This window comes from Kitasatospora sp. NPDC034023 (genome assembly GCF_055575795.1).
This window is the reverse complement of the sequence record NZ_JBVIRY010000056.1, coordinates 21246-41530: the sequence shown is the minus strand read 5'-3', so window position 1 is coordinate 41530 and position 20285 is coordinate 21246. Positions and strand designations below refer to the sequence as shown.

General features: G+C 73.2%; 16 protein-coding genes. 8 read left to right on the top strand and 8 right to left on the bottom strand.

What is annotated here, in order from left to right:
• Window positions 1-262 precede the first annotated feature (262 nt).
• Complete coding sequence (locus ACZ52R_RS40330) at window positions 263-670, top strand: YciI family protein (protein WP_360496693.1); 408 nt, start codon at window positions 263-265, stop codon at window positions 668-670.
• A 7-nt stretch (window positions 671-677) separates the two neighbouring features.
• A complete protein-coding gene (locus ACZ52R_RS40325) occupies window positions 678-1829 on the top strand; it encodes an RNA polymerase sigma factor (protein ID WP_465663543.1) in 1152 nt (383 codons plus the stop codon).
• Window positions 1830-1858: 29 nt separating this feature from the next.
• Here the strand turns inward: ACZ52R_RS40325 and ACZ52R_RS40320 are convergent, their stop codons facing one another.
• The 5 genes from ACZ52R_RS40320 to ACZ52R_RS40300 all read right to left on the bottom strand — a co-directional run bounded on the left by ACZ52R_RS40320 (window position 1859) and on the right by ACZ52R_RS40300 (window position 7459).
• Complete coding sequence (locus ACZ52R_RS40320) at window positions 1859-3169, bottom strand: DUF58 domain-containing protein (RefSeq protein ID WP_465620303.1); 1311 nt, start codon at window positions 3167-3169, stop codon at window positions 1859-1861.
• 114 nt (window positions 3170-3283) lie between these two features.
• Window positions 3284-4297: an AAA family ATPase gene (locus ACZ52R_RS40315; RefSeq protein ID WP_465620305.1), complete on the bottom strand. Its 1014-nt coding sequence runs from the start codon at window positions 4295-4297 to the stop codon at window positions 3284-3286.
• Window positions 4294-5514 (bottom strand): DUF4350 domain-containing protein, encoded by a 1221-nt coding sequence (locus ACZ52R_RS40310; protein ID WP_465755274.1) that lies wholly within the window; start codon window positions 5512-5514, stop codon window positions 4294-4296. Before ACZ52R_RS40310 ends, ACZ52R_RS40315 begins: the two co-directional genes overlap by 4 nt.
• Window positions 5511-6257, bottom strand: a complete 747-nt coding sequence (locus ACZ52R_RS40305) for a DUF4129 domain-containing protein (protein ID WP_465663540.1) — start codon at window positions 6255-6257, stop codon at window positions 5511-5513. The genes ACZ52R_RS40310 and ACZ52R_RS40305 overlap by 4 nt, the downstream gene beginning before the upstream one ends.
• A 5-nt stretch (window positions 6258-6262) precedes the next feature.
• Window positions 6263-7459: a DUF7847 domain-containing protein gene (locus ACZ52R_RS40300; protein WP_465755273.1), complete on the bottom strand. Its 1197-nt coding sequence runs from the start codon at window positions 7457-7459 to the stop codon at window positions 6263-6265.
• 288 nt (window positions 7460-7747) lie between these two features.
• Between ACZ52R_RS40300 and mtrA the strand changes: the two genes are divergently transcribed.
• The 3 genes from mtrA to ACZ52R_RS40285 all read left to right on the top strand — a co-directional run bounded on the left by mtrA (window position 7748) and on the right by ACZ52R_RS40285 (window position 12411).
• Window positions 7748-8425: an MtrAB system response regulator MtrA gene (gene mtrA / locus ACZ52R_RS40295; RefSeq protein WP_030061806.1), complete on the top strand. Its 678-nt coding sequence runs from the start codon at window positions 7748-7750 to the stop codon at window positions 8423-8425.
• 112 nt (window positions 8426-8537) lie between these two features.
• Entirely contained in the window at window positions 8538-10538 is a 2001-nt protein-coding gene (gene mtrB / locus ACZ52R_RS40290) for an MtrAB system histidine kinase MtrB (protein ID WP_360497224.1), read from the top strand.
• Window positions 10513-12411 carry an LpqB family beta-propeller domain-containing protein gene (locus ACZ52R_RS40285; protein WP_465620312.1) on the top strand — a complete coding sequence of 633 codons (1899 nt, stop codon included), beginning with the start codon at window positions 10513-10515 and terminating at the stop codon, window positions 12409-12411. The genes mtrB and ACZ52R_RS40285 overlap by 26 nt, the downstream gene beginning before the upstream one ends.
• Window positions 12412-12494: 83 nt before the next feature.
• Here ACZ52R_RS40285 and ACZ52R_RS40280 read toward each other — a convergent pair whose 3' ends face one another.
• On the bottom strand, window positions 12495-13247 hold the full coding sequence (locus ACZ52R_RS40280; protein WP_465755272.1) for a ComF family protein: 753 nt from the start codon (window positions 13245-13247) through the stop codon (window positions 12495-12497).
• 379 nt (window positions 13248-13626) lie between these two features.
• On the opposite strand from ACZ52R_RS40280, the gene hpf reads away from it, so the two are divergent.
• Window positions 13627-14319: a ribosome hibernation-promoting factor, HPF/YfiA family gene (gene hpf / locus ACZ52R_RS40275; protein ID WP_465620316.1), complete on the top strand. Its 693-nt coding sequence runs from the start codon at window positions 13627-13629 to the stop codon at window positions 14317-14319.
• 203 nt (window positions 14320-14522) lie between these two features.
• Window positions 14523-15275, top strand: coding sequence for a response regulator transcription factor (locus ACZ52R_RS40270; protein ID WP_360496717.1), 753 nt, complete (start codon window positions 14523-14525; stop codon window positions 15273-15275).
• 85 nt (window positions 15276-15360) lie between these two features.
• On the opposite strand, the gene ACZ52R_RS40265 is transcribed toward ACZ52R_RS40270, so the two are convergent.
• Window positions 15361-16572 carry a winged helix-turn-helix domain-containing protein gene (locus tag ACZ52R_RS40265; RefSeq protein ID WP_465620318.1) on the bottom strand — a complete coding sequence of 404 codons (1212 nt, stop codon included), beginning with the start codon at window positions 16570-16572 and terminating at the stop codon, window positions 15361-15363.
• A 110-nt stretch (window positions 16573-16682) separates the two neighbouring features.
• The gene (locus ACZ52R_RS40260) at window positions 16683-17240 is read right to left on the bottom strand and encodes a GNAT family N-acetyltransferase (RefSeq protein WP_360496723.1); all 558 of its coding nucleotides are present in this window, start codon (window positions 17238-17240) and stop codon (window positions 16683-16685) included.
• Window positions 17241-17482: 242 nt separating this feature from the next.
• Here ACZ52R_RS40260 and secA point away from each other — a divergent pair, with 242 nt between their 5' ends.
• Complete coding sequence (secA, locus tag ACZ52R_RS40255) at window positions 17483-20245, top strand: preprotein translocase subunit SecA (RefSeq protein WP_465620319.1); 2763 nt, start codon at window positions 17483-17485, stop codon at window positions 20243-20245.
• Window positions 20246-20285: the final 40 nt, after the last annotated feature.

Here is a 20285-nt window from a genome sequence, read left to right as displayed (position 1 = left end):
CGATGGTACTGCAGGGGGGACCCTGTGGGAGAGTAGGACGCCGCCGAACAATCTTTCAGAAGAACCCCCATCCGGATCCCGGATGGGGGTTCTTCTCATTTCCGGGCCCATCCACGAGAGTCACGAGGGGCACAAGAGCCACGAGGGTCCGGAGGGATGGGCCAAAAAATCTTGGCCGGCGGTGTCGAGAACCCGTGGCGGGCTCCGTCCCCGGGGTGAACGCGACCACAATGGGTCGCAACAGCACCGAGGGAGAAGCACGATGGCCAAGTACCTGCTGCTCAAGCACTACCGAGGCGCCCCGGCTGCGGTGAACTGCACGCCGATGGACCAGTGGACGCAGGAGGAGATCTCCGCGCACATCCGGTACATGCAGGACTTCGCGGCCCGGCTGGAGAAGACCGGCGAGTTCGTCGACGGCCAGGCGGTCGCGGCCGAGGGGACGTGGGTCCGGTACGACGGCGAGGGTCGCCCGCCGGTCACCGACGGCCCGTTCGCGGAGACCAAGGACCTCATCGCCGGCTGGATGGTGATCGACGTCGACAGCTACGAGCGCGCCGTCGAGCTGGCCGGGGAGCTGTCGGCCGCGCCCGGGGCGGGCGGGAAGCCGATCCACGAGTGGCTGGAGCTGCGTCCGTTCCTGGCCGCGCCGCCGACCATCACGGAGTGACCTCCCGATGAACGAGGCCCTGCTTCGGAGCCTCACGCCGAGCGTGCTCGGGATCCTCGTCCGCCGCGGAGCAGACTTCGCGGCGGCCGAGGACGCCGTGCAGGAGGCGCTGGTGGAGGCGGTCCGCGTCTGGCCGGTCGACCAGCCGCGGGATCCGAAGGGCTGGCTGGTCACGGTGGCCTGGCGTAAGTTCCTCGACGCGGCCCGGTCGGACACCGCTCGCCGTCGGCGTGAGGACCTGGTCGACCAGGAGCCGGAGCCGGGGCCCGCGGCGGAGGCGGACGACACGCTCCGGCTCTACTTCCTGTGTGCCCACCCGTCGTTGACGCCGTCGTCCGCGGTCGCGCTCACCCTGCGGGCCGTGGGCGGTCTGACCACCCGCCAGATCGCCGAGGCCTATCTGGTGCCGGAGGCGACCATGGCCCAGCGGATCAGCCGGGCCAAGCGCACCGTCTCCGGTGTGCGGCTCGACCGGTCCGGTGACCTCTCCACCGTGCTGCGCGTCCTCTACCTGGTGTTCAACGAGGGCTACGCCGGGGACGTCGACCTCGCCGCCGAGGCCATCCGGCTCACCCGGCAGCTCGCGGCCGCGATCGACCACCCCGAGGTGGCGGGGCTGCTGGCCCTCATGCTGCTGCACCACGCCCGGCGGGCCGGCCGGATCGCGGCCGACGGCGCTCTGGTGCCGCTGGCCGAGCAGGACCGCGGCAGGTGGGACACCGGGTTGATCGCGGAGGGCGTCGAGATCCTGCAGGCGGCCCTCGCCCGCGACCGGCTGGGCGAGTTCCAGGCCCAGGCCGCCGTCGCGGCGCTGCACGCCGACGCGCAGACCGCCGAGGAGACGGACTGGGTGCAGATCGTCGAGTGGTACGACGAGCTCGTGCGGCTGACCGACAGCCCGGTCGTCCGGCTCAACCGCGCGGTGGCGGTCGGTGAGGCGGACGGTCCGCGCGCCGGGCTGGCGGCGCTCGCCGAGCTGGACGACTCGCTGCCCCGCCACGCCGCGGTGGCGGCGTACCTCCACGAGCGTGACGGTGACCCGGGGACGGCGGCGCGGCTGTACGTCGAGGCGGCGCACAAGGCGTCCAACCTCGCCGAGCGCGACCATCTGACGCGTCAGGCGGCCCGGCTCAACGCCGGGTTGGATGCCCGTCAGTGACGCTGAGAGTGCCGGCCGGGGCGAGCGGGTCAGAGGCGGCCGGCCGCCTTCAGCGCCAGGTAGGTGTCGGCCAGGGCCGGGGCGATCCGCGCGGGCGGGGCGTCGAGGACGGTGACGCCGTGGCGGGTGAGGCGCTCGGCGGTGGCGCGGCGGTCGGCGCGGGTCTGCTCGGCGGCCGCGGCGCCGTAGACCGCCTCGACGGTGCCGCGGCCGGCGGCGAGGAAGTCCAGCTGCGGGTCGGCGACGGAGGCGAGGACGACCTCGTGGCGCTTGGTGAGCAGCGGCAGCAGCGGGCGCAGGCCGTCCTCGACCGGGGCCGCGTCGAGGCCGGTGAGCAGGACGATCAGCGAGCGGTGCGGCGCCATCTTGAGGGCGGTGGAGACCAGCGAGCGCATGTCGGTCTCGTGCAGCGCGGGTTCCAGGCCGGCCATCGCGTTGGTGAAGGCGGGCAGCACCTCGTGGGCCGAGCTGCCGGCCACGGCGACGCGCTTGTGGGCGTCGTGGGCGAGCAGGTCGACGCGGTCCCCGGCGCGGGTGGCGAGGGCGGTCAGCAGCAGGGCCGCGTCGAGGGCGGCGTCCAGGCGGGGGGCGTCGCCGACGCGGCCGGCCGAGGTGCGGCCGGTGTCGAGGACGACGAGGATGTGCCGGTCGCGTTCGGGGCGCCAGGTGCGGACGGCGACGGTGTTGCGGCGGGCGCTGGCGCGCCAGTCGATGGAGCGGACGTCGTCGCCGGGCAGGTACTCGCGCAGGGCGTCGAACTCGGTGCCCTGGCCGCGGGTCAACACCGAGGTGCGGCCGTCGAGTTCGCGCAGGCGGGCGAGCCGGGAGGGCAGGTGCTTGCGGCTGGCGAACGGGGGGAGCGCCCGGACCGTCCAGGGGACCAGGTGCGAGCCCTGCCGGGCGGCCAGGCCGAGCGGGCCGAGCGAGCGGACCGTCACCCGGTGGGCGTGGTGGTCGCCGCGGCGGGTCGGGGTGAGCACGGTGACGGTCCGGCGCCGTTCGCCGCCCGGGATGGTCAGGGTGTGCCGGGAGGCGGCCTCGGCGGTGCCGGGGCGCCAGGCGGACGGGGCCCAGGCGTCCCGGACCAGGGCCCGGAGGAGGTGTCCGGACGGGTTGGTGACGGTCAGCTCGACCGAGGCGGGCTCGCCCAGCCGGACGGTGGTGTCGCCGCCCCGCTCGAACCGCAGGCCGCGGACGGGGGCGGCGAGCACCAGGTCGGCCACGACGGCGAGCAGGACCGCGCCGGTGACCAGCCAGATCCCGGCCGCAGACGGCAGCAGCAGGCCCACGACGAGCGCGCCGAGCGCGGCGAGCAGGGCGGTTCGCCCGGTGAGGGCCATGCGGTGCGCTCCTTCGGAGACCCGTCGTCCGCAGACCCGCGACGCCAACGGGCGACGGACAGCGGGCGACGGGAAGCGGGCGGCGGATCGGCTGGATCGGGCGGATCGGGTGGATCAGCGGGGTGCGGGCGTCTGGGCGAGGACGGCCTGGATGACGGAGTCGGCGGTGACGCCCTCCATCTCGGCCTCGGCGCGCAGCGCGACCCGGTGCCGCAGGGTGGGCAGGGCGAGCGCCTTGACGTCGTCCGGGGTGACGTAGTCGCGGCCCGCCAGCCAGGCCCAGGCCCGCGAGGCGGCGAGCAGGGCGGTGGCGCCGCGCGGGGAGACGCCGATGGACAGCGACGGGGACTGCCGGGTGGCCCGGCAGAGGTCGACGATGTAGGCGAGGACGTCGGGGGAGACGGTCAGCTTGGCGATCTGCGCGCGGGCGGCGGCGAGGTGCTCGGGCCCGGCGACCGGGCGGACGCCGGCCGCGGCGAGGTCGCGGGGGTCGAAGCCGGCGGCGTGTCGGGAGAGGACCTGGAACTCCTGGTCGCGGTCGGGCAGCGGCAGGACCAGCTTGAGCAGGAAGCGGTCCAGCTGGGCCTCGGGCAGCGGGTAGGTGCCCTCGTACTCGACCGGGTTCTGGGTCGCGGCGACCATGAACGGCACCGGCAGCGCGCGCGGCTCGCCGTCCACCGTGACCTGGCGCTCCTCCATGGCCTCCAGCAGGGCGGCCTGGGTCTTCGGAGGGGTGCGGTTGATCTCGTCGGCGAGCAGCAGGTTGGTGAAGACCGGGCCGGGCTGGAAGGAGAACTCGGCGGTGCGGGCGTCGTAGACGAGCGAGCCGGTGACGTCGCCGGGCATCAGGTCGGGGGTGAACTGGATGCGCTTGGTCTCCAGGCTGAGCGCGGTGGAGAGGGTGCGGATCAGCAGGGTCTTGGCGACGCCGGGGACGCCCTCCAGCAGCACGTGGCCGCCGCACAGGAGCGCGACCACCAGCCCGGTGACGGCGGCGTCCTGGCCGACCACGGCCTTGCCGATCTCGGCGCGCAGGGCGGTCAGCGCCGCCCGCGGGTCGGTGCTGCCGGGGGTGGCGGTCGCCGTGCCGGGAACGGCGCGGAGCTGGGCGGTTGCCTGGTCGGTCACGGGTTCCGGACCTGCCTTTCGAGGGTGTCGAGGTCGTCGGCGAGCCGCAGCAGCGCGGCGTCGTCGGTCGGGGGCGGGCCGTACAGCAGGGCCCGGACGTCCCCGGCGGGCCGGTCGGGGAGCCGGTCGGCCACGGCCACGCAGAACGCTTCGGGGTCGGGCACGCCGGCCTGGAGCGGGACGCCCAGGGCCGGGGCGAGACGGTGGGAGGCGGCGCGGCGCAGGGCCTCGGCGGCGCGGCCGCGGGCCTTGGCCCGCCGGTAGAGGCGGGCGCGGCCCTCGGTGGTCTCGGACGCGCGGACCACCACGGGCAGGTCCTCGCTGACCACCGGGCCGAGCCGGCGGCCGCGCCAGAGGGCGGCGAGTACGGCGGCGACGACGAGCTGGTAGTAGGCCCAGTGCCAGCGGCTCGGGATGAAGGCGTCGAAGCTCTTGGGGCGGGTGTCCTCGGCGAGTGGGGCGGAGTAGTCCGGCAGGTGCCAGGTGAGGCGGGGCTGCGAGCCGAGCAGGCCGAGCGCGAGGGAGGCGTCGCCGTCCTTGGCGAGCTGCTCGTTCTGCAGGAAGGCGCCGCTGCCGAGCACGATGACCTCGCCGCCGTCGACCGGGGTGGAGACCAGCGGGTAGCCGTGGCCGCGCGGGTAGCAGCCCTCGCCGCGGCTGCCGCTGGTGTAGAGCATGCCGCCCAGGTGGGCGCTGCCGGCCCGGGCGGCCTCGATGAGCGAGCAGTCCGCGGGGGCGCTGCGGACGGTGGCGTACGGCAGACCGCCGTCCTCCTCGGACAGCCGGATGCCGGGGGCGAGCGCCGAGAGGGCGGCCGGGCCCGGGGTGATCAGGACGAGCCGCCGGTGCCGGGCGGCCGCGATGGCGCGCAGCTGGGCGGGGTCGAGCAGATCGGGTTCGGGCAGCACGAGGGTGTCGGGGCCGGCCGGGCCGGCGGTCGGGTCGGTGGTGAACTCGGCCTTGAGGCCCTGGTGTTCGAGCAGCGCGACGACGGCGTGGGCGCCGTTGCGGTCGTACGAGCGGGGGTCGAGCGGCGGGTAGCGGTGGTCCTGGCCGAGGGAGGTCACGGCGACGGCGCCGATCAGCAGGGCGGTGAGGAAGGCCAGGTACCAGCGGGCCCGGCGCCACAGGCCGCGCGGGGTGGGGGCGAGGCTGGTCAGGGCGGCGCCGGAGGGCGCCTCGGCCACGGGCGGCGGCGCGGGGACGGTGGCGGTCATGCCGTTCCTCCCGAGGCCGGGGGCGAAGCCGAGGCCGGAGTAGAGGCCGGAGCCGGAGTCGGAGCCGAGACCGGGGCAGCCGCCGCCGGGTTCGGCGCGAGGACCGGGCGGGAGCGTTCCAGCGTCCGGTCGAGCTCGTGCAGCAGCCGGTACGCGGCCTGGTCGGCGGCGCGTTCGCCGTACGCGATGTCGTCGAAGGTCCGGGCGGCCGCGGACAGCGCGGCGGCGTGCTCGGGCAGCGCCCGGCCGGCCTCGGCGGCGGCCTCGTCGGCGGTGCGGCCGGGGCGGGAGTCGAGCAGGGTGCGCTCCTCCAGGCCCCGTACCAGGGCGCGCATCTGCTCGCGGACGGCCTCGGCCCAGCGCCCGGCGGCGGCGTGCTCGGCGGCGTCCGCCCGGTACTGCGCGGCGCTGCGCGGACCCTCGACGCCGTACACGTCGCCGATGGTGCGGGCGGCGCGTCGGGGCGCGCCGAGGCGCCACCAGAGGGCGGCGGCGATCAGCACGGCGACGATCAGGAAGAGCACCAGGCCGGTGGTGCCGTCGGTGCCGCCGCCGGAGATGCTGTCGAGCGCGCCCGATATGCGGTCCCAGAACCAGTCCGTGGCGCGTTGCAGGATCGACGGGTCGTGCTTGTGGTACTCGGCGTTGAGCAGCTCGTCCCGGGCGGCGTCGCGCGCGGGATCGCGCGGGACGGTGACCGGGGCGCCGCTCGCGGCGAGAAGCCTGTCCCCCCAGCTAGGCATGCGGCTCAGCGCCTCGCCGGCGTCTGGTCGGCCTGCTCGCCCCAGCCGGTGCCGCCGTACTCGGGCAGTCCGGCGGCGCGGGCGAGCTCGATGTCCAGGGCCTCGCGGCGGATCCGCTGGTCGACGTAGACCAGCACGCCGACGGCGGCCATGAAGGGAGTGGTGAGGGTGCCGGCGATGATCCCGGCGACGGCCATGACGGCCACCATCCAGGCGCCCTGCTGGGTCGTGTCGCCCAGACCCTGGCTGTCGAGGCTCTCGAAGCCCAGCAGTACGTCGATGAAGCGGAACGGGACGGCGATGACCACCGCGACGACCAGCGACAGCAGCTTGCTCACCAGGGTGATGCCGAAGACCCGCCACCAGGAACCGCGGACCAGGCGCCGCGAGCGCGACAGCGCGGTGACCACGCCCTGCTTCTCCAGCATCAGCGCGGGGGCGGCCAGGCCGAAGCGGACCCACAGCCAGGCGGCCACCGGCAGGGCCAGCAGGCCGACGAGGAACAGCAGTCCGGTGGTCGCGGGCTCGTTGGCGCCGCCGGCGCTGTAACCGATCAGCGGGGCGAAGCCGAGCAGGGCCACACCGGGGCCCATCAGGACGGTGAGCACGGTGAGTCCGAGCAGCTGCAGCATCCGCGGCCGGGCGTCGCGCCAGGCCTCCCCGGCGGTCGCGGAGCGGCCGAGGACGGCGCGGCTCACGACGATGGTGAGCAGCGCGGCGGCGAGCACGTCGAGCAGCAGTTGCAGCGGCAGGGCGGCCAGCAGTCGCAGGGTCTGGGTGGCGGCGCCGGTCTTGCCCTTGACGAGGAGGTCCACCAGGACGGCCCCGCCCTGGGCGACCACGGCGATGCCGAGCGAGAGGGCGAGGACCGTCCGCCACTGTCGGCGGACAGTACTGACGGCGCCGTCGAGCAACTCGCCGACTCCGAGCGGGCGCAGCGGGATGACGCCCGGCTTGGGGCTCTGCGGCGCGCCCCAGCCGTACGGGCGGTGGCCGCCGGGGGGCTGCTGCCCCCGCTGCGGCCGGCCGTACTGGTCGTACTGAGCCTGCTGGCCCTGCTGGGCCTGGTCGGTCCAGCCGGGGGTGGCCTGCGGTGGTGCCGACGGTCCGGGCACGGCGGCGGACGCGTCGACCGGGGGCCGGACGCCGTCGCGGGGTGGCTCGGACGAGCCGGGCGAGGCCCAGCCCGGAGTGTCGGTCATCACTGCTCCTCGAAGGGGCGTCGTGGGCGCGGCTCCGGACGGATCTTCCGCCCGCGCGCAGCGCCAATCGTGCCATGGGGCCGGAGCAGGCCCCATGGGGATCCGGTTGCTGATCGGCAACGGGGGGCCGCGGCGGGTCGGGCGGCGGGCCGCGGACGGTTCGGAGGTGCTCGGACGGGGGTCATTCGCCCGGTATGGCCGGAATTAGCCGGTCGGTGGAGTTGGCCGTTCTGGCGCATTGGCACTGCTGTGCGGCAGGTCACAATCCGGTAATGAGAGGATGGACGCATGAAGGGACGCGTCCTCGTCGTTGATGACGACTCCGCACTGGCCGAGATGCTCGGCATCGTGCTGCGTGGTGAGGGTTTTGAGCCGTTTTTCGTCGCGGATGGAGACAAGGCACTAGCCGCGTTCCGGGAGACCAAGCCCGACCTGGTCCTGCTCGACCTGATGCTGCCCGGCCGGGACGGCATCGACGTGTGTCGACAGATCCGGGCCGAGTCCGGCATCCCGATCGTCATGCTGACCGCGAAGACCGACACGGTCGACGTCGTGGTGGGCCTGGAGTCGGGTGCCGACGACTACGTCACCAAGCCGTTCAAGCCCAAGGAACTGGTGGCCCGGGTGCGGGCCCGACTGCGCCGTGCCGAGGAGCCGACGCCCGAGCAGCTGACCATCGGCGACCTGGTGATCGACGTGGCCGGCCACTCGGTGAAGCGGGACGGCCGGGGCATCCCGCTGACCCCGCTGGAGTTCGACCTGCTGGTCGCGCTGGCCCGCAAGCCCTGGCAGGTGTTCACCCGCGAGGTGCTGCTGGAGCAGGTCTGGGGCTACCGCCACGCGGCGGACACCCGCCTGGTCAACGTCCATGTGCAGCGCCTCCGGTCCAAGATCGAGAAGGACCCGGAGCGCCCCGAGATCGTGGTGACCGTCCGCGGCGTCGGCTACAAGGCCGGACCCAGCTGACGTGACGGACCGGGCTGACGAGACCCCGTCGGGTACCGCGACCGACGGGGCCGGGGCCGTGCGCGGGGACGTGCTGAGTTCGACCACCCGCCGCCGGCGCGGCCCGGCCGGCATGGTCGGACTGGCGAAGCGTCAGCTGCGCCGTCCCGCCCGCCGGGCGGCCGCGCTGTACCACCGGTCGATCCAGCTGCGCGTGGTCGCCGTGTCACTGCTGGCATCCATCGCGGTGGTCCTGGTGCTGGGCGTGGTCGTCGTGGCGCAGGTGCGCACCGGCCTGCTCGACACCAAGATGGACGCCGCCCGGGCGCAGGCCAGGATCGGCTTCCAGGTCGAGCAGAAGAAGATCGACGAGGCCAGGGACCAGAAACTGCGGGGCACCGCGGACCCGACCGTCGACGAGACCGGCACCTGGCTGCTGCGCCAGGTCAACGACCTGGCCGGGAGCGGGCAGACCGTCTACTCGGTGATCGCGATGGCCCCCGGCACCGGCGCCGTCGTCCCGGACACCGGCGGCTTCGCGCCGCGCTACTCGGGCGACATCCAGCCCAGCAGCATCCCGGACACCCTGCGGGCCAAGCTCGACTCCGAGCCCGGCCAGATGTTCGACCAGCCGACCCGGATCCACCGCTCGCCCGAGAGCGGCGGGAAGTCCGAGCCCGGGCTGGCCCTCGGCATGCAGTTCAGCGGCCCGGCCGGGTACAGCTACCAGATGTTCTACGTGTTCTCCTTCGGCCAGGAGACCGACACCCTCAACCTGGTCACCGGCACCCTGGCGACCGCCGGCGTGTTCGTGGTGATCCTGATGGGCGGCATCGCCTGGGTCGTGGTGCGCCAGGTGGTCACCCCCGTCCGGATGGCCGCCGGGATCTCCGAGCGGCTCGCCGACGGACGCCTGGAAGAGCGGATGAAGGTGACCGGGACGGACGACATCGCCCGCCTCGGGGAATCCTTCAACCGGATGGCCAACGCCCTGCAGGCGCAGATCCGCCAGTTGGAGGAGCTGTCCCGGGTGCAGCGGCGCTTCGTCTCGGACGTCTCGCACGAGCTGCGCACCCCGCTGACCACGGTCCGGATGGCCGCCGACCTCATCTACGACAGCCGCGAGGACCTGGACCCGATGGCGGCCCGCTCGGCGGAGCTGCTGCAGGGCCAGCTGGACCGCTTCGAGTCGCTGCTCGCGGACCTGCTGGAGATCAGCCGCTTCGACGCCGGAGCCGCGATCCTGGACGCCGAGCCGGTCGACCTGCGGGAGATCGTCGGCCGCGTGGTGGAGGCCGCCGATCCGCTGGCGCAGGCCAAGGGCAGCACCATCGTGATCCGCGGCGACGGCGAGCCGGTGCTCGCCGAGGTGGACTCCCGCCGGATCGAGCGCATCCTGCGCAACCTGGTGGTCAACGCGCTGGAGCACGGCGAGGGCCGCGACGTGGTGGTCCGGCTGGGCTCGGCGGACGGCGCGGTCGCGGTCGGCGTGCGCGACTACGGCATCGGCCTCAAGCCCGGCGAGGCGTCCCGGGTGTTCCACCGCTTCTGGCGGGCCGACCCGTCCCGGGTGCGGACCACCGGCGGCACCGGCCTCGGCCTGTCCATCGCCGTCGAGGACGCCCACCTGCACGGCGGCTGGCTCCAGGCCTGGGGCGAGCCCGGCGGGGGCTCGCACTTCCGGCTCACCCTGCCGCGCACCCGCGGCGGCGACATCTCCCGGGCGCCGTTCCGGTTGGAACCGGAGGACTCCCGCAACAACCGGGGCCTGGGCACGTACGGCACGCCGTACCGGCGGGCGATCAGCCCGGTCGGCTCGACGGCGCTGACCGCCACCGAGGAGCCCGCGGAGGCGCCGGACGGCGTCGGCGTCGGCGCCGGTCTCGGCAGCGGGCTCGGCGGGGTGCTGAACATCGGCCCCGGCCTCGGCCGGAGTCGAATGCCCGAGGGCCCGCGTTCGGACCCCTCGGACGTGCGGACGGCGGGAGCCGGTTACGGGGCGACCGGCGCCCAGGTCATGGTGGACCCGACGCCCGGACGGCCGTCGGTGGCACAGCGGACGGCGGAGCCGGACGTGACGGGTGGGACGGACGTGGAGGGGTCGCAGCGTGCGAGGGACGAGCAAGAGGACTGAGCCGCGGCTCCTCGCGGTGACCGGCGCGCTGCTCGCCCTGATGGCGAGCGGCTGCGCGGCCATGCCGGACTCCGGCGGCATCACCAGGGTGGAGCTGGGCCAGGGCTCGGCGGACAAGAACCTGCAGGCCAGGGTCTACCCGGTGGCACCCGGCAAGGGCGCCAAGCCGCACGAGCTGCTGACCGGGTTCCTGGACGCGGTGACCGCCGACGAGGGGTACGAGACCGCGCGCAAGTACCTCACCGAGAGCGCCGCCGCGGCCTGGAAGCCGGACGCCGGGATCCGGGTGCTCTCGTCCACGACCATCCCCAGCGGTCAGGACGTCACCGACGCCGACACCCTGGCCCCGGTGACCGTGACGGTGAGCGGACAGTTGGTCGCCGGCGTCGACGAGAAGCACTCCTACCTGCCGGTGGCCGGGCAGAACAACAACGTCTCCTCCGACTTCACCTTCGTCCGGGAGAAGGACGGCGAGTGGCGGATCGACAAGCTGCCGCCCGGCGTGATCATGAACGAGACCAACTTCCGGAACAGCTTCCGGCAGGTCGAGCGGTTCTTCTACACCGCGCCGGACCCGTCCGCGGTGGCCTCCGGCAACGTCGGCCAGGAGGTGCTGGTCGCCGACCCGATCTACCTGCGGCGCCGAATAGACCCGCTGACCTCGGCCGCCCAAGCGGTGGCCGACGGGCCCTCGACCTGGCTCTCGCCGGTGGTCCGGACGGCCTTCCCGAGCGGCGCCAAGGTCGACCGGGTGACCATCGACGACAGCCGGGTCGCCCACGTGCAGCTCGGCGCGGCGGACCTCGGCGAGCCGATGGCCTGCCGACGGATGGCGACCCAGCTCTTCTACACCCTCGCCGACCAGGGCAAGGGCCAGGTCGAGCGGCTGGAACTGAAGGGGCAGCGCGGCTCCTGCACCGCCAGCCGCACCGACGTGCCGGCCACCGGCCCCGGTGCTCTGGCCGGGCCGACGCCCGCGACCCAGTACTACCAGCGTGCCGACGGCGCCCTGGTGTCGACCGACGAGGGGCGCCCCGGCGACCCGGTCCACGGCGTCCTCGGCCGACCGCAGTCGAACACCAAGCCGCCGCTCGGCGCCATCGCGGTCAGCCGGGGCGGTGTCCAGGCCGCCGCGATCAGCGAGGACGGCCACCAGGTCTACTCGGTGCCGCTGGCGGACGCCGCGGTGACCCTGGGCGATCCGGTGCTCAGCTCGCCGGCGAAGTCCGGCGACAAGGAGGACGGCTTCGCCTCGCCCAGCTGGGACGGCCGCGGCGACCTCTGGGTGGTGGACCGCAACCAGCAGGGGCAGCGGGTGGTGATGGTGCGCGGCAACAAGCCGTACACCGTGCCGGTCGAGGGCCTGACCGGGCAGACCGTGCAGTCGCTGAAGATCTCCTCGGACGGTGTCCGGGTCGCCCTGGTGGTCAAGACCCCGGGTCTGGCCATCCGCTCGCTGATGTTCGGCCTGGTGGTGCACGGCGGCACCCCGCAGGCGCCGACGGTGAAGATCACCGGGCTGCGCCGGGCGGCCCCCACGCTCACCGACGTCGCCTCGGTGTCCTGGGCGGAGACCGACCAGCTGCTGGTGCTGGGCAAGGAGGCCGACCGGACCCAGCAGCTCTACTTCATCAGCACCGACGGGTCGCAGAGCACGGACACCCAGCTGCAGAGTGCCGAGAGCATGATGACCGTCGCGGCCTCCGAGTCCCGGGGGGACAGCCTGACCCAGGCGCCGCCGGTGCTCGCGATGGCCGAGGTCAAGCAGGCGGACGGCAAGCCGAGCGAGGTCAAGGCCTACCGCCTGGTCAACAACCAGTGGCGGGAGGCCCCGCTGATCGACAAGCCGCGGTCCTTCTTCTACGCGGGCTGACGCCGCGTCCGAGTGGGTTGACGCCGCGTCCGGGCGGACTGACGGGGCGGCAGCGGAGTCGGCGGAGTCGGCTGCGCCCGTGGTCAGCCCGTCGGGTGCACCGAGGCGGCCGCGACCGTGGCCGCGACCGTGGCGGCGGCCCGGGCCGGCAGGCCGGCGTCGGCCAGCGCCCGGGCGGCCTCGGCGAGGCTGGCCCCGGTGGTCACCAGGTCGTCCACCAGGACGGGGTGACGGCCCGCCAGGCCCGCCAGGCTCCCCAGGCCCGTTCGGGCGCGGGGCAGCACGGTGAGCGCGCCGTGCAGGTTGCGGCGCCGCTCCACCGCGTTCAGCCCGGTCTGGTCGGCGACCGGACGGGCGTGCCGCAGCAGCGGCGCGGCCCGGGCGTCCAGGCCGGCCCGGCGCAGCGAGCGGGCGGCGGCCCCGGCCAGCCGCAGCGTCGGGTCGTGGCCGCGGGCGCGGACGGCCGCACGGGTCGAGGGCATCGGCACCAGCAGCAGCGGCGCGCCACCGGCCCGCGCCCCCAGGGCGGAGCGCACCGCCCGGCCGAGGGCCTCGCCGAGCGGGCCGACCAGTCGCAGTGCGCCGCGTTCCTTGTGCGCGAGCAGCAACTGCCGGACCGGGTCGGTGTACGGGGCGGCGGCGTGCGCCCAGGGCAGCAGGGTGGGGCCGGGCAGCGCGGTGGCCAGGACGTGTCGGCAGGCCGGGCAGAGCTGCGTGCGCTCGGTGCCGCAGCCGGCGCAGTTCGCGGGGAGCAGGACGTCCAGCAGCCCGGCCAGTGCGTGGCCGAACGGTCCGCGGGCGGACGGCGGACGGGTGGGGGAGGGACGCGGCGGCACGGCTGCTCCTGACGGCGACAGGCAGGCGACAGGCACGGGGAGTGAGCAAAGGATCCGCCGTATGGGGGGTGTTGTCCAGGTATTTACCCTTACTTCACTCGTGGGGGGGTAGACAGGGTGCAGCAGCTTGACAGCCCGCTCGCAGTATCGGGTCATACCCGCCTTCCCGCCCGGGGAGGCGAAAACCCCGCGTGAGGTGTTCGATAAGGCTCCAGGGGGTTTCAACCGTCCCTGGTGGGGAGGAAGTGAGGTGAGGGCCAGTCGTTTCCCGCCGGTGGCGGGGCGCGGGGGGCCGGCAGTGGACGGGCTGGTCCAGCTGGGTCTCAGCCCGATCCGGTAGCACCCGGATCGGCGTCAGCACGAGGGATCGGAGTTCTGCGTGGACATCGTCGTCAAGGGCCGCAAGACCGAGGTGCCCAAGAGGTTCCGCGAGCACGTGGCCGAGAAGCTGGAGAAGGTCCAGAAGTTCGACGCCAAGGCGATCAGCCTCGACGTCGAGGTGTCCAAGGAGCACAACCCGCGGCAGGCCGACCGCTCCGATCGGGTGGAGATCACCCTCCGCAGCCGCGGCCCCGTCATCCGGGCCGAGGCCGCCGCCGGCGACCCGTACGCGGCGCTCGACCTGGCTTCGGCGAAGCTCGACGCGCAGCTGCGCAAGTCCGCAGACCGGCGCCGGGTGCACAAGGGCGGCGCGAACGGCCGCACCCCCATCAGCGTCGCCGAGGCGACCGCGGCCCTGGCCGCGCTGCCGGAGCCGGCGCAGGTGGCCGGGACGAACGGCGCCGTCCGCAAGACCATGATGGGATCCCTGGAAGTGGAGGGCGAAGGCCCGCTGGTGGTCCGGGAGAAGACGCACCCGGCCGCCCCGATGGCGCTCGACCAGGCGCTCTACGAGATGGAGCTGGTCGGCCACGACTTCTACCTCTTCGTGGAGAAGGACAGCGGCCTGCCCAGCGTCGTCTACCGCCGGCACGGCTACAACTACGGTGTCATCCACCTGCAGACGGACCTGCAGGCCGGGCCGGGCAGTGGCGCGGGCGGCGCGATCGGCGGGACCGACGACGAGGACTGACCGTCCGAGCAGTGATGGAGGGGTGACCCCGGTGGCCGCGGCCGCCGGGGTCACCGGTGTTTCGGGGCCGGGTGGTTCGAACCCGGTCGGGTCCCGGGCGGAGGGGTCACCCGATGCGAACTCGTCGGCGCCGGAGGGTGACCATGGCGGCTGCCGGGCGTGGAATGATTGGCGCAGGACGACTTGCGAAGGGGGAGGAGCGGATGGGGGATCACTTCGGGCTGGGGCCCGCGGCTGGGCCCGGGCTGCCGTCGGGGCCGGGGGAGGAGCCTGCGTACGCGCCGCACCGGGGTGAGCCGATCCGTGTGCTGGTGGTGGACGACCACGCGCTGTTCCGGCGGGGGCTGGAGATCGTCCTCGCGGAGGAGCCGGACATCAAGGTCGTCGGCGAGGCGGGGGACGGCGCCGAGGCCGTACTGAAGGCCGCCGACCTGCTGCCCGACATCATCCTGATGGACGTCCGGATGCCGCGCCGCAGCGGGATCGAGGCCTGTACGGCGATCAAGGACGTGGCACCCAGCACCAAGATCATCATGTTGACGATAAGCGACGAGGAAGCCGACCTCTACGAGGCGATCAAGGCGGGGGCCACCGGCTACCTGCTCAAGGAGATCTCCACCGACGAGGTCGCCACCGCGATCCGCGCGGTCGCCGACGGGCAGTCGCAGATCAGCCCGTCGATGGCATCCAAGCTGCTCACCGAGTTCAAGTCGATGATCCAGCGCCGCTCCGACGACCGGGACCTGGTGCCCGCACCCCGGCTCACCGACCGGGAGTTGGAGGTGCTCAAGCTGGTGGCGACCGGGATGAACAACCGGGAGATCGCCAAGGAGCTGTTCATCAGCGAGAACACCGTGAAGAACCACGTGCGCAACATCCTGGAGAAGCTCCAACTGCACTCCAGGATGGAGGCCGTGGTGTACGCGATGCGGGAGAAGATCCTCGAAATAGGGTGAGGGAACAGGGCGGGCCGGGCCGGACTCGCCCGTCCGGACTCGCCCGTCCCGGCCGCTTCCCCGGGTCGGACCGGGAGGGTCGGGCCTAGCCGTCCGCCAGCAGCTTCTCCAGGGGCGGGCGCAGCCGCTCGTCGTGCAGCGCTTCGACCCGTACGGTGTCGCAGCCGACCCAGGCGGCCGCCTCGCGCAGGGCCGTCGCCAGCGGCTCGAGGTGCCGGCCGTCACGTCCTCGATCGCCGTGCAGCGAGACCTGCCGGGCGACCAGGGTGCGGCCCTCGCGGGCCGGGTCGACCCGGCCGACCAGCCGGCCGCCGGCCAGCAGCGGCATCGCGAAGTAGCCGTGCACCCGCTTGTGCTTGGGGGTGTAGGCCTCCAGCCGGTGCGACATGCCGAAGATCCGTTCGGTGCGCGCGCGGTCCCAGACCAGCGAGTCGAACGGCGAGAGCAGCGTGGTGCGGTGGCGTCCGCGCGGGGTGGTGGCCAGGGCGGCCGGGTCGGCCCAGGCCGGGGCCGGGGCGCCGTCCGGGCCCCAGCCGGCCACCTCGACCGGGACGAGCCCGCAGTCGGCGAGCACCGGGTCCAACTCCTCGGCGCGCAGCCGGTGGTAGTCCAGCAGGTCGGCCCGGGTGGCCACGCCGAGCGCGGCGCCGGCCTGGGCGACCAGGGTGCGCACGCAGTCCTCGTCCGACCGCTCCTGCCCGAACAGCGCCTCCGGGATGGCCTGTTCGGCCAGCGCGTAGACGCGCTTCCAGCTCCGGCGCTCGGTGCAGACCACGTCGCCGAAGGCCAGTGCCCGCTCGACCGCGATCTTGGTGTCGGACCAGTCCCACCACTCGGCGGTCTTCTTGGCGCCGCCCAACTCCGTGGAGGTCAACGGGCCCTCGGCGCGCAGCTTGTCGAGCACCAGCCGGTAGGTCTCGGGGGTGACCTGGTGGCCCCAGAGGTGCCCGCGGTCGCGGTAGCGGCGCCGCCGGAAGGCGAACAGCGGCCACTCCTCGACCGGCAGGACACAGGCCGCGTGCGACCAGTACTCGAAGCTCGTGCCGCCGCCCCAGTACGCCGCCTCGACGGCCGGGCGGCCGACCGCACCGAGGCGGGCGTACGGCACCAGCTCGTGCGAGCGGGCGAGCACCGAGATGGTGTCCAGCTGGACGGCGCCCAGGTGCCGCAACACCCCGCGCACCCCGGCCCGGCGGTCGGGCGCGCCCAGCAGCCCCTGGGCTCGCAGGACGATCCGGCGGGCGTCGTCGGCGCTCAGGACGGTGACGGGGTTGCTGTGCGCGGCTGCGGCGGTCATGCCGGCGAGCGTAGTCCGGGGCACTGACACCGGTCCCGGGCGCGGACACCGGCCCCAGGCACGGACGCCGGCCGCGGCCCCGGTGCCCGGGGCCCGGGGCCGGAAGGGGTTCAGTCCAGGTCGGCGGCCAGCAGCGAGGCGACCCAGGCGTCGTGGAAGACGCCGCGCTGCTCGGCGTACGAGCGCAGCGTGCCCTCGAAGCGGTAGCCGACCCGCTCGGCGACCGCGCGGGAGCCGTCGTTGCCGACGTAGGCCTGCCATTCCAGGCGGCGCAGGCCGAGCTCGCGCAGGCCGAAGCGGGAGACCGCGCGGGCGGCCTCGACCGTGTAGCCGCGGCCGCGGAACTCCTTCGCGGCCCACCAGCCGATCTCGGCGCAGCCCGGGTCGTTCTGGCGCAGAACGAGCCCCTGGGAGCCGACCAGGGCGCCGGACTCGCGCTCGAACACGCACCAGATCCGGTTCGCGCCGGTGTGCCAGCCGCTGGGGGCGAGATCGCGTACGAAGAACTCCGCGTCCTCGCGCCGGTACGGCGAGGGGACCACTGTCCAGCGCTGGATCTCGGCGTCCTGGCAGGCGGCGAAGACGGCATCGATGTCCGATTCCCGCGGGGCGCGCAGCACGAGGCGCTCGGTGACGAGGGTGACCGGTTCGGTGCGGGGTTCTTCCATGAACGGATTATTTCTCCGAATAAGGAAGGCGGGCATCCGATTATGCGGCCAACTCCTCGACCCGCCGACCGTTTTGTCCCGGTGAACGGTGCTATCGGGCCATGTGCTCGCGCGGGTGACACGGGAATACCGTGCTGACGCACCTCCCGGGGCATTGGACTCCTCGCATACGATGGCCCGTGCGGTGGGGTGGACCCCCCGTGCAGTCGTCCAGTGCCAATACAGGCAAGGAGCCCGCTCAAGTGTCCGTCTTCGACAAGATCCTGCGCGCAGGCGAGGGCAAGATCCTTCGCAAGCTGCAGCGGATTGCTGCCCAGGTCAACTCCATCGAAGAGGACTTCGTCAACCTCACCGACGCCGAGCTGCGCGCACTGACCGACGAGTACAAGCAGCGGCTCGTGGACGGCGAGAGCCTGGACGACATCCTCCCCGAGGCGTTCGCCACCGTCCGTGAGGCGGCCAAGCGCGTGCTCGGCCAGCGGCACTACGACGTCCAGATCATGGGCGGCGCGGCCCTGCACCACGGGTACGTCGCCGAGATGCGCACCGGTGAGGGCAAGACCCTCGTCGGCACCCTGCCCGCGTACCTGAACGCGCTGACCGGCGAGGGCGTCCACCTGATCACCGTCAACGACTACCTCGCCGAGCGTGACTCGGAGTGGATGGGCCGGGTGCACCGCTTCCTCGGCCTCGAAGTCGGCGTGATCCTGGGCAACATGACGCCCGCGGAGCGCAAGCAGCAGTACGCGATGGACATCACGTACGGCACGAACAACGAGTTCGGCTTCGACTACCTGCGCGACAACATGGCCTGGTCGAAGGACGAACTCGTCCAGCGCGGCCACAACTTCGCGATCGTCGACGAGGTCGACTCGATCCTCATCGACGAGGCCCGCACCCCGCTGATCATCTCCGGCCCGGCCGACCAGGCGACCAAGTGGTACGCCGACTTCGCCAAGCTGGTGCAGCGCCTGAAGATCGACCGCGACTACGAGGTCGACGAGAAGAAGCGCACCGTCGGCATCCTGGAGGAGGGCGTCAGCCGGGTCGAGGACTACCTCGGCATCGACAACCTCTACGAGTCGGTGAACACCCCGCTGGTCGGCTTCCTGAACAACGCCATCAAGGCGAAGGAGCTCTACAAGGCGGACAAGGACTACGTCGTCATGAACGGCGAAGTCATGATCGTCGACGAGCACACCGGCCGCATCCTGGCCGGCCGTCGCTACAACGAGGGCATGCACCAGGCGATCGAGGCCAAGGAGGGGGTGGAGGTCCAGAACGAGAACCAGACGCTGGCCACCATCACCCTGCAGAACTTCTTCCGCCTGTACGACAAGCTCGCGGGCATGACCGGTACCGGCACCACCGAGGCCGCCGAGTTCCACCAGATCTACAAGCTCGGCGTGGTGCCGATCCCGACCAACAAGACGCCGCTGCGCATCGACCAGCCCGACCTGATCTACAAGTCGGAGCCGGCCAAGTTCGCCGCCGTGGTCGAGGACATCGCCGAGAAGCACGAGAAGGGCCAGCCGGTGCTGGTCGGCACCGTGTCGGTCGAGAAGTCCGAGTACCTGTCGCAGGAACTGCGCAAGCGCGGCATCCCGCACGAGGTGCTGAACGCCAAGCACCACGAGCGCGAGGCGCAGATCGTCGCGCAGGCCGGCCGCAAGGGCGCCGTCACCGTCGCCACCAACATGGCCGGTCGTGGCACCGACATCATGCTCGGCGGCAACTCCGACCACCTCGCGGCGGCCGAGCTGGCGCAGCGCGGGCTCACTCCGACCGAGACCCCGGAGGAGTACGAGGCCGCCTTCCCCGCCGCGCTGGAGAAGGCCAAGGCCTCCGTCAAGGCCGAGCAGGACGAGGTCAAGGAGGCCGGCGGCCTCTACGTCCTCGGCACCGAGCGGCACGAGTCCCGCCGGATCGACAACCAGCTGCGCGGCCGCTCCGGCCGTCAGGGCGACCCGGGCGAGTCCCGGTTCTACCTGTCGCTGGGCGACGACCTGATGCGCCTGTTCAAGGCCGGCATGGTCGAGCGCGTGCTCTCGATGGCCAACGTGCCCGAGGACGTGCCGATCGAGTCCAAGATGGTCACCCGCGCGATCGCCTCCGCGCAGACCCAGGTCGAGCAGCAGAACTTCGAGATCCGCAAGAACGTCCTCAAGTACGACGAGGTGCTCAACCGCCAGCGCGAGGTCATCTACGGCGAGCGCCGCCGCGTGCTGGAGGGCGAGGACCTGCAGGAGCAGGTCGGCCACTTCATGGACGACACCGTCGAGGCCTACGTCAAGGCGGCCACCGGCGAGGGCTTCGAGGACGACTGGGACCTGGAGAAGCTCTGGACCGCGCTCAAGCAGCTCTACCCGATGGCCCTGGACCTGGAGGACCTGGAGGAGGAGGCCGGCGGCTCGGCCGGCCTGACCCCCGAGTTCCTGGTCAAGGTCATCCAGGAGGACATCCAGGCGCAGTACGGCGCCCGCGAGGACCAGCTCGGCGAGGAGATCATGCGCGAGCTGGAGCGCCGGGTCGTGCTGTCGGTGCTGGACCGCCGCTGGCGCGAGCACCTCTACGAGATGGACTACCTCCAGGAGGGCATCGGCCTGCGGGCCATGGCGCAGCGTGACCCGCTGATCGAGTACCAGCGCGAGGGCTTCGACATGTTCACCGCGATGATGGAGGGCATCAAGGAGGAGTCCGTCGGCTACCTGTTCAACCTGGAGGTCCAGGTCGAGCAGCAGGTCGAGGAGGTCCCGGTCGAGGACGCCCAGGTGGTGCTCGACAAGCTGGAGAAGGACGCCGCCCGCCCGGAGATCAAGGCCAAGGGCCTGGAGGCCCCGAAGCCGCAGCGGCTGCACTACACGGCCCCCTCGGACGAGGTCGGCGGCGGTGTCATCGAGGGCGACTTCGAGGACCTCGCGCCGGAGGACGAGGGCGACGGGATGACCCGCGCCGAGCGCCGCAAGGCCGCCAAGTCGGCCAAGGGCCGCCGCCGCAAGGGCTGAGCCGCCCGTACGGCCCGCTCGGGCCGTGGACCGACACGCA

Coding starts and splice junctions, on each gene's coding strand:
- mtrB (WP_360497224.1), top strand. CDS start 8,538: ATGGTCGGACTGGCGAAGCGTCAGCTGCGCCGTCCCGCCCGCCGGGCG.
- ACZ52R_RS40270 (WP_360496717.1), top strand. CDS start 14,523: ATGGGGGATCACTTCGGGCTGGGGCCCGCGGCTGGGCCCGGGCTGCCG.
- ACZ52R_RS40260 (WP_360496723.1), bottom strand. CDS start 17,240: ATGGAAGAACCCCGCACCGAACCGGTCACCCTCGTCACCGAGCGCCTC.
- ACZ52R_RS40265 (WP_465620318.1), bottom strand. CDS start 16,572: ATGACCGCCGCAGCCGCGCACAGCAACCCCGTCACCGTCCTGAGCGCC.
- ACZ52R_RS40305 (WP_465663540.1), bottom strand. CDS start 6,257: ATGCCTAGCTGGGGGGACAGGCTTCTCGCCGCGAGCGGCGCCCCGGTC.
- ACZ52R_RS40310 (WP_465755274.1), bottom strand. CDS start 5,514: ATGACCGCCACCGTCCCCGCGCCGCCGCCCGTGGCCGAGGCGCCCTCC.
- ACZ52R_RS40320 (WP_465620303.1), bottom strand. CDS start 3,169: ATGGCCCTCACCGGGCGAACCGCCCTGCTCGCCGCGCTCGGCGCGCTC.
- mtrA (WP_030061806.1), top strand. CDS start 7,748: ATGAAGGGACGCGTCCTCGTCGTTGATGACGACTCCGCACTGGCCGAG.
- ACZ52R_RS40325 (WP_465663543.1), top strand. CDS start 678: ATGAACGAGGCCCTGCTTCGGAGCCTCACGCCGAGCGTGCTCGGGATC.
- ACZ52R_RS40330 (WP_360496693.1), top strand. CDS start 263: ATGGCCAAGTACCTGCTGCTCAAGCACTACCGAGGCGCCCCGGCTGCG.
- ACZ52R_RS40300 (WP_465755273.1), bottom strand. CDS start 7,459: ATGACCGACACTCCGGGCTGGGCCTCGCCCGGCTCGTCCGAGCCACCC.